7 protein-coding genes and 1 pseudogene are annotated in these 8,551 nt (G+C 33.7%); 7 read left to right on the top strand and 1 reads right to left on the bottom strand.

The genetic code is table 11. The features are described 5' to 3' along the window. The 5 genes and pseudogenes from JJE11_RS09625 to JJE11_RS09605 form a co-directional block, all read left to right on the top strand. A pseudogene (locus tag JJE11_RS09625) lies at window positions 1-479 on the top strand (hypothetical protein); the annotation flags it as partial. Window positions 480-481: 2 nt separating this feature from the next. Further along, on the top strand, window positions 482-1,432 hold the full coding sequence (locus tag JJE11_RS09620; protein WP_291634977.1) for an electron transfer flavoprotein subunit alpha/FixB family protein: 951 nt from the start codon (window positions 482-484) through the stop codon (window positions 1,430-1,432). A gap of 23 nt (window positions 1,433-1,455) precedes the next feature. Next, window positions 1,456-2,211, top strand: coding sequence for an SDR family oxidoreductase (locus tag JJE11_RS09615; protein WP_291634975.1), 756 nt, complete (start codon window positions 1,456-1,458; stop codon window positions 2,209-2,211). Between the two features lie 38 nt (window positions 2,212-2,249). Next, window positions 2,250-3,692: an FGGY-family carbohydrate kinase gene (locus JJE11_RS09610; protein WP_291634973.1), complete on the top strand. Its 1,443-nt coding sequence runs from the start codon at window positions 2,250-2,252 to the stop codon at window positions 3,690-3,692. A gap of 137 nt (window positions 3,693-3,829) precedes the next feature. After that, window positions 3,830-5,032, top strand: a complete 1,203-nt coding sequence (locus tag JJE11_RS09605; protein ID WP_291634971.1) for an NAD(P)/FAD-dependent oxidoreductase — start codon at window positions 3,830-3,832, stop codon at window positions 5,030-5,032. A 120-nt stretch (window positions 5,033-5,152) separates the two neighbouring features. Here the strand turns inward: JJE11_RS09605 and JJE11_RS09600 are convergent, their stop codons facing one another. Continuing rightward, window positions 5,153-5,713, bottom strand: a complete 561-nt coding sequence (locus JJE11_RS09600; protein ID WP_291634969.1) for a helix-turn-helix domain-containing protein — start codon at window positions 5,711-5,713, stop codon at window positions 5,153-5,155. A 264-nt stretch (window positions 5,714-5,977) separates the two neighbouring features. On the opposite strand from JJE11_RS09600, the gene JJE11_RS09595 reads away from it, so the two are divergent. Both JJE11_RS09595 and JJE11_RS09590 read left to right on the top strand, forming a co-directional pair. Next, window positions 5,978-7,171, top strand: a complete 1,194-nt coding sequence (locus JJE11_RS09595) for a glycine C-acetyltransferase (protein ID WP_291634967.1) — start codon at window positions 5,978-5,980, stop codon at window positions 7,169-7,171. Window positions 7,172-7,272: 101 nt separating this feature from the next. Then, window positions 7,273-8,229 (top strand): L-threonine 3-dehydrogenase, encoded by a 957-nt coding sequence (locus JJE11_RS09590; RefSeq protein ID WP_291634965.1) that lies wholly within the window; start codon window positions 7,273-7,275, stop codon window positions 8,227-8,229. Window positions 8,230-8,551 lie beyond the last annotated feature (322 nt).

Below are 8,551 nucleotides of genomic sequence, written 5' to 3'. Positions count from 1 at the left end.
TAAGGGATAAGGAATATGATTTCATTCTTACTGGAAGTCATTCCTTGGATGGCGATACTGCCCACATCCCGGCGCAACTTGCTGAAATATTACAAATTAGTCAGCTATCTAATATTGTGAAGGTATATGAGGAGAGTTTGGAAAATGATAGTGTGATAGTTGAGGTTGATTGTGAAAAAAACCTCTCAAAATACGAGATGGCACTTCCAAGTGTTCTAAGTATAGGAAAACAGAGCAAATATAAATTACCTTTTGTAAAATACAAGGATTTAGAGCTTAATGTAAGAGATAGGTTATCAGTTATTACAAATGAAGAGTTGGTGTTTCTTAATGATGAAGTTGGTACTTCTGGGTCATTAACTAAAGTTAATAGAACATTTACGAGGAAGCTTCAGAAGAAAGAAAAAGTGGTTGTACGTAATGATGATGAAGGAATTGATGTGGTGTATAAATTTTTAAAAGCTAAGGGGTTTGTTTGATTATGAATAAAAGTTTAATCTACTTTGATGAAGAAGATTTTCAGAACTCCATAGATTTATTAGAAGCAGTAAGTCAGATATATAAAGATAGTGAATATGAAACCTATGCTATTTGTTTTAATCATAATGATGGATTAATTGATGGGAAATTTGATTATCTAATTACCATTAAAAATGAAGAGATAAAGAATTATGATATTCAAAACATAACAAATTGCATAGAAGAATTACATCATACTTATGATTTTGATAGCATACTTATTCCAGCCACATACTTAGGTAGGATGCTTGCACCAAGACTATCAATGAGACTTAAAGTTGGCTTAGTTGCAGATGTTACAGCCATTGAGCATAATAATGGTCAAGTGGAGATGGTAAGACCAGCCTTTAGTGGAAAAATTTTTGCCGGTATTGTTAACAGGAATTGTAAAACCATTATGATGAGTGTAAGACCAAATGTATTTGTAAGTACCACAGATTCTTTGAAGAAAACAGAAAAGATTCACTTTAAACCAACTACATTGGAACCAAGCAAGATTAGACTACTTGAAACAAAAGAAAAAGAAAATGTAAAAGATATAAGAGAAAGTGAAATTTTGATTTCTGGTGGCGCTGGTGTAATAGGAGATTTTGAACATCTATATTTATTAGCAGATGAATTGAATGGAATGGTATCTGCTAGTAGAAGCATTGTTGATAGTGGGATTGCCTCTCGAAGTATTCAAGTAGGGCAATCAGGAAAAACTGTGAGCCCCAAATTATACATTGCATTAGGGATTTATGGATCACTTCAACATATTGAAGGATTAAAAAATGTTGAAAATATAATTTCAGTAAATATAAATAAGGATGCTCCTATTTGTAGTTTGGCAGATATTGTTGTTGAAGGAGATGCCATAGAGTTTATTGATAAGTTAATAGAAAAAACAAATAAAAATAGAATGGGGGAATAAAAATTAATATTACAGATTTTAAAATGGATTATTTTTCGATAAAAGGCAAAAATGCAATTGTAACTGGTGGTAACACTGGACTAGGTCAGGCATTCTCTCTAGCGCTCGCAAAAGCAGGAGCAAATATCTTAATTCCAAGTGTTATGCCGGATGATCCAGAATTTAATAAGCTAATCGAAGCAGAAGGCGTAAAAGTGGTATATATGGAAGGGGACATGACAAAACCAGGTGTTCCTAAGGCAATAATTGATAAATGTGCTGAAACATTAGGCTCAGTGGATATTTTAGTAAACTGTGCAGGGATTTGTTTAATTAAACCAGTACTAGAGTTTGGTAGAAAAGAATGGGATCCAATGATAGCTATTAATCTTACAGCAGCATTTGAAATGACTCATGAAGCTATACAATATATGATTCCACAAAAGAGCGGCAAGGTTATTAACATTTGTTCAATGTTATCTTACCTCGGCGGACAATGGTCACCAGCTTATACTGCTTCAAAGGCTGGTATCGCTGGTTTAACAAGAACATATGCTGATGAATTAGCACAATTCAATATTCAAGTTAATGGTATTGCACCAGGATATTTTAAAACTAAAGCTGCAGAATTTTCAATGAATGATCCAGAAAGGAATAAAAAGATTATGGAACATACACCAGAGGGCAGATGGGGAGATGTTCATGATTTAATGGGAGCGACAGTATTCTTAGCAAGTAAAGCTTCTCAATTTGTAAATGGTTCTGTTTTAGCTGTTGATGGTGGTTATTTAATGAGATAGTATGATAGTAAATAACAATCTAGCATAGGAGGAAGCGTATGATAAATCAATATATTATAGCAATTGATGGTGGAACACAAAGTACAAAAGTAGCCATTTTTGATACATTAGGAACAGAGATTTGCTCTCATACATTACAGCTTCGACAAATCGAGCTGGGTCAAAATGGTAGAGCAGAACATCCTGGTGATGATTTATGGGATAGCTTGAAGCTGGCTTGTGATGAAATGTTTAAAAAATTCCATGGTGATAAAAAAGATATTATAGGAGTTGGACTTGGCTCGATTAGGTGTTGTCGTGCACTGGTTAAAGAAAATGGTGATTTGGCATCACCGTTGCAAAGCTGGATGGATCTTAGATTATCAAGACCTTATGAACATGATGATGACAATGTGAAGTATGTAACGACTTCAACAGGATATCTAACTTATAGACTGACTGGTGAGACAAAGGATACAAGATCCAACTATGTAGGTCCTTGGCCAATAGATCCAATGACTTTGGAATGGTTTGAAGATCAAGAAAAGTTTGACGAATTTACTACACCAAGAGAAATGTTGTTTGATCTTGTTGATCCTTCGTCGATTATGGGTGAAATTACAGCTAAAGCTAGCGTGGCGACAGGTATACCAGTAGGTGTGAGAGTAGTGTCAACCGCAAATGACAAAGCAGTTGAAGGTTTGGGTGCAGGGCTTGTAAATGATGGAACAGTCCTAGTATCATTAGGTACTTATATTACCTCAATGATGGTTGGAGAAGAAAATAATCCGAGTACAGTGAACTACTGGAGCAATCCAGGAGCTACCAAAGGCGAATGGCTTTATGAAAGTAGCGGTATAAGGCGTGGTATGGCAACTGTTACATGGATAAAGGATCTTCTAGGTAGTGATATTGTTAATGAAGCTGAAAAGAGAGGTATGACACCAGAAGGGTATCTAAATGTTCTAGGAGCAGATGTGCCAGCCGGATGTTGTGGCCTTTATACAGTGCTTAACTGGCTAGCGCGCCCTGATAAGTTGTATGAGCGTGGTATGATAATTGGGTTTAACGGTACGCATAAGGGTCAACACATGTTTCGCTCCATGCTTGAAGGTATCGCATTTACAATGAAGAATTATGCTGAGGCGATGTGTGATGAACGAGGTATAGAAATATCTAATATTGTTGTTAGTGGTGGCGGATCAAATGGAGAACTCTTTATGCAAATATTTGCTGATGTCTTTGGCGTACCGGCTTACAGAAATGTGGTAAATGGGTCTGCCAGCATGGGAGCTGCAATATGTACAGCCTTAGCACTTGGAGTTTATAAGGGAAGGGAAGAAGCGATTGAGCATATGGTGAAACGTAGAGACACTTTTATGCCAATTGATGAAAATGTGAAGCTTTACAAAGAGATGAACGAAAATGTTTATAAGCATATTACATCATATACAGATGAACTTTTAAAGAAATCACATAAGATCTTTCAAAAGAAGATATAAAGACTTTAAATTGACATAGGGATTTAAGCATATACACTTTCATACTTTTCATATATAATTGGAACTTACACAGGCTTAAATGTGGTTAAATACAATTTAAATAAAAATAAGATTATGAAACTTAGTGAGGTGTATGTATGTTAAAAGTCATTGTTGTTGGCGGAGGACCTGCAGGTATTATGGCAGCCATTAGTGCAGCAAAAAATAGTGAAGTTATATTAATAGAAAGAAATAAAGAAATTGGTGCCAAGCTAAAACTTACAGGTGGAGGCAGATGCAACATTACAAATAATAGAGATATAGAGGAATTTTTTGATAAGATAGTAAGCAATAAGAAATTCTTATACAGTGCTCTTTATACATTTTCAAACCAGCAACTTTTAGAATACTTTAAAGGGAATGGATTAGAATATAAGGAAGAACTTGACCAAAAGGTATATACCAAAAGTAATAAGGCCGATGAAGTTATAGAATTATTAAAGGCTGATTTAGCAAGAAATAACGTTAAGATTATGTACAACAGTAAAGTCCATGAGTTAATAGTTGAGGATGGAGAAACTAAAGGGGTAGTAACTGATGATGGTAAGCGGATTCTAGGGGTAAAAGTAATTGTTACAACTGGAGGAAAGAGTTACCCAGATTCTGGTTCAGATGGCTCTATGTTTGAAGTATTAAGGAAAAACGGACACACTATAACACCTTTATATGCAGCCTTGATTCCACTAGTTATAAAGGAAGATTTTGTTAAGAGTTTACAAGGAGTTGCAATGAAGGATGTTGTAATTTCAGCTAAGATTAAAAAGAATAGAATAGAGAAGTTTGGTGATATGATATTTACTCATTTTGGAATATCAGGACCAGCGGTATTAAAGCTTTCATCATATATAAGCAAAGCTTTAGTAGAGGGAGAAGTAGAGGTTACTTTAGATTTTTTAAAAGATAAATCTAAGGATGAGATATCAGAAATTATGAGGTGCAATGTAAATAAGACTGTACTTAATAATTTAAAAGGTATTCTTCCACAAAACTTCTTAAAGGAAATCTTTGACCTGTTAGGATTAACCGACGTTAAGATTAGTGATTTAAAGAAGACAGACGAGAATAAGATAATTGCTTATATGAAGGAAATGAAGCTAACAGTTAGAGAAACTTTATCAATTAAAGCAGCTCAAGTAACTTCAGGTGGAGTTAAAGTCAAAGAGATAAATGCTTCGACTATGGAATCAAAGCTTATAAAAAACCTTTATTTCGCTGGAGAAGTTATAGATATTGATGCTGAAACAGGTGGATATAATCTTCAAATGGCATTTTCTACAGGATACTTAGCTGGAAGTAATTAATGCACAAAAAACTATATCATAATTGTAATTTATTATAAAGCCATAAGGATTTAATTTTCTTATGGCTTTATAAAGGACATTCAACCACATACGTTGTATTTAGTATTAAAAATATTATAATTACATATTGTTGTTATAATAAATAATAATATGAAGTCGGGCTAATTCTTTAGAGTTATTTCTGTACTCATGAGCTTTATCGGCAAGAAATTTTATTGAATCCCCTTCGCTGAGATTATAACTAGTACCTTGAATGGTTAATTGAAATTCGCCTTTGCTCACATATAGATATTCTTCAGCATTATTTTCATGAGGTTCAGAAGAATGTATACATCCAACGTCAAGATCTACTACAAGCACTTCGAATTTTTTGTTAGAATCGAAGGCGAAAGTAGGAAAAACACTAAACTTATCATTGCCTTCAGTAATAGGTGTGGTATTGTTCTTCTTAACTATGACTAAGTCATTAGGTTCTGCTTCGAGTAAGAAAGTAGAAGAAATATGAAGACCATTTGCAATTTTCCACAGAGTGGAGATGGATGGGTTGGTTTCTCCCCTTTCAATTCGGGCAAGCATACCTTTGCTAACACCAGTCATTTCAGCAACTCTATCCAGACTATAGCCTCTTTTTTTACGATATGTATTAAGATTATTCCCTATAATTAAATTGATATTATTCAAAGTTTGCTCCTTTTGGTTATGTAATATATTCCACACATGCAGTTTAATCTTATCATAGTTTTATGAAATTCTCAATATTTAAGACCGCTTTGAGTGATTATAATTATATCTTAAGTGTAAACAATTATTTTTTTTGATATTCCGATGTATAATATATTGCACATATGTTATAATAAAATAAACAGACGTGCAATATATTATACGCTTGATACAATATAATATTATAAGTGTATAAAACAAATAAATTAAATGGAGGTTTTCATTATGGGAAGTAAAGCTTTACACGATTTTCTTGCAGAAAATTTACAGGATTTAAAAAATAAAGGTTTGTATAATGTAATAAATGTACTGAAAAGTTCAAATGGACCTATTATTACAATCGGGGATAAAGAATTAATCAATTTATCTTCAAATAACTACTTAGGTCTTGCTACGAGTCCTAGAATGATTGAAGCTACTATTGAAGCAACTAAGAAATATGGTGCGGGTGCAGGTGCGGTTAGAACAATAAATGGTACTTTAGATATTCATACTAAATTGGAACAGAAACTTGCTGAATTTAAACATACAGAAGCAGCTATTGCTTTCCAGTCAGGATTCAATTGTAATATGGGAGCAATTTCAGCGGTAATGAATAAAAAAGATGCTATTCTTTCAGATTCCCTAAATCATGCATCAATAATTGATGGGTGCAGATTATCCGGTGCGAAAATAATAAGAGTAGAACATTCTGATATGGTAGATTTAAGAAATAAAGCAAAAGAAGCAGTAGAATCAGGCTTATATGAAAAAATCATGGTTATTACTGATGGTGTATTCTCAATGGATGGTGACGTGGCTAAGTTACCGGAAATTGTTAAGATCGCACAAGAATTCGACTTAATAACATATGTAGATGATGCTCATGGTTCAGGAGTAATGGGAAAAGGTACTGGTACTGTACACCACTTTGGACTTTCTGATAAAATAGATTTCCAAATTGGTACATTATCAAAAGCTATTGGAGTTGTAGGCGGATATGTAGCTGGAACAAGAGACTTAATTGATTGGCTCATGGTTAGGGCTAGACCATTCTTATTCTCGACATCATTAACTCCAGGGGCAGCAGGAGCTGCTATTGAAGCTATTAACATACTTACAGAAAGCACTGAATTACATGATAAACTTTGGGTGAATGCAAATTATCTAAAGAAGGGATTAAAAGAGCTTGGGTTTAATATTGGAAATAGTGAAACTCCAATTACTCCATGCATAATAGGAGATGAACTTAAAACTCAAGAATTCAGTAAAAAACTTTTTGAAGAAGGGGTTTATGCAAAATCAATAGTATTCCCAACTGTTACAAAAGGTGCTGGAAGAGTAAGAAATATGCCTACAGCAGCACATACGAAAGAAATGTTAGATAATGCACTAGCGATTTATGAAAAAGTTGGTAAAGAAATGCAGATAATAAAATAAAGAAATATTTTGAATATAGCACCTAATAACTGGGGCTATACATATAAATCTTAGAAGTTTACAAAAGTACAAGCCATTTGGCTAAATTTGGAGGGAATATAATGAAAAAGATATTAGTAACAGGAGCCTTAGGACAAATAGGTTCAGAACTCGTAATGAAAATGAGAGAAGTTTATGGTAGTGAGAATGTAATAGCTACAGATTTAAGAAGGCTAGAGAATAGCCCAGTAGTTACTTCAGGGCCTTTTGAATTATTAGATGTAACTGATCATAAAGCTATGCTTCACCTTGTTAAAAAATATGAAGCAGATACATTAGTACATTTAGCGGCTCTATTATCAGCAACAGCTGAAGCAAAACCACTACTCGCTTGGAATATAAACATGGGTGGACTTGTAAATGCATTAGAAGTTGCTAGAGAAATGAAATGCAAGTTTTTTACTCCAAGTTCTATAGGTTCGTTTGGTCCAGCTACTCCTAAAGATAATACTCCCCAAGATACAATTCAAAGACCAACAACTATGTATGGTGTAAATAAAGTTGCTGGAGAATTATTATGTGATTATTACCATAAGAAATTCGGAGTTGATACAAGAGGCGTCCGTTTTCCAGGTTTAATTTCTTATGAAGTTCTTCCAGGTGGGGGAACAACTGACTATGCTGTCGATATATATTATGAAGCATTAAAGTCAGGTGAATACACATCATTTATTGATAAAGGAACAAAAATGGATATGATGTATATGCCAGACGCAATAAATGCAATAATTAATTTATTAGAAGCTGATGGATCAAAATTAATACATAGAAATGCATTTAATATTGCAGCTATGAGTTTTGAACCAGAACAAATAGCTGCTGAAATTAAAAAACATATACCAGGTTTTAAAATGGATTATGATGTAGATCCAATAAGACAAGGAATCGCAGATTCATGGCCAAACTCAATGGATTCAAGTTGTGCTAAAAATGAGTGGGGATTTGTTGCTGAATATGATTTAGCAAAAATGACTACTGATATGCTTGAAAAATTAAAAGTAAAAGGAATTGTCGCTTAGTAAAATTTATACTAGTATATGACTAGGTGCTATGAATTTTGGACAGGGGTTAGATATCCTTCGCCTCAACCAGTGAAACCCTCGACGGTACTGAAATGTGCTGTCGGGGGTTTCTTATGTTTTAATTTATTTTGATTAGGGTGATGTGGGCCTGAAAAATAATCTAGAGAGCATAATTATTCTAATAAATGACTTGCCTTTTCACACGAATCATAGATTACGTCATAATTATGGTCAATCAATACATTGACTTTTGTACTTGTTTCATTCTAAGAAGAAATTTTACACTTCTACTTAAGTATAGACTTCCATTTGAAAAGTC

The sequence above is a fragment of the Clostridium sp. genome (genome assembly GCF_016650095.1).
Classification (GTDB): domain Bacteria; phylum Bacillota; class Clostridia; order Clostridiales; family Clostridiaceae; genus Clostridium_AD.
The sequence above is the reverse complement of the archived record's forward strand: the minus strand, read 5'-3'. Positions and strand labels throughout refer to the sequence as shown.

Coding starts and splice junctions, on each gene's coding strand:
- JJE11_RS09620 (WP_291634977.1), top strand. CDS start 482: ATGAATAAAAGTTTAATCTACTTTGATGAAGAAGATTTTCAGAACTCC.
- JJE11_RS09615 (WP_291634975.1), top strand. CDS start 1,456: ATGGATTATTTTTCGATAAAAGGCAAAAATGCAATTGTAACTGGTGGT.
- JJE11_RS09610 (WP_291634973.1), top strand. CDS start 2,250: ATGATAAATCAATATATTATAGCAATTGATGGTGGAACACAAAGTACA.
- JJE11_RS09605 (WP_291634971.1), top strand. CDS start 3,830: ATGTTAAAAGTCATTGTTGTTGGCGGAGGACCTGCAGGTATTATGGCA.
- JJE11_RS09595 (WP_291634967.1), top strand. CDS start 5,978: ATGGGAAGTAAAGCTTTACACGATTTTCTTGCAGAAAATTTACAGGAT.
- JJE11_RS09590 (WP_291634965.1), top strand. CDS start 7,273: ATGAAAAAGATATTAGTAACAGGAGCCTTAGGACAAATAGGTTCAGAA.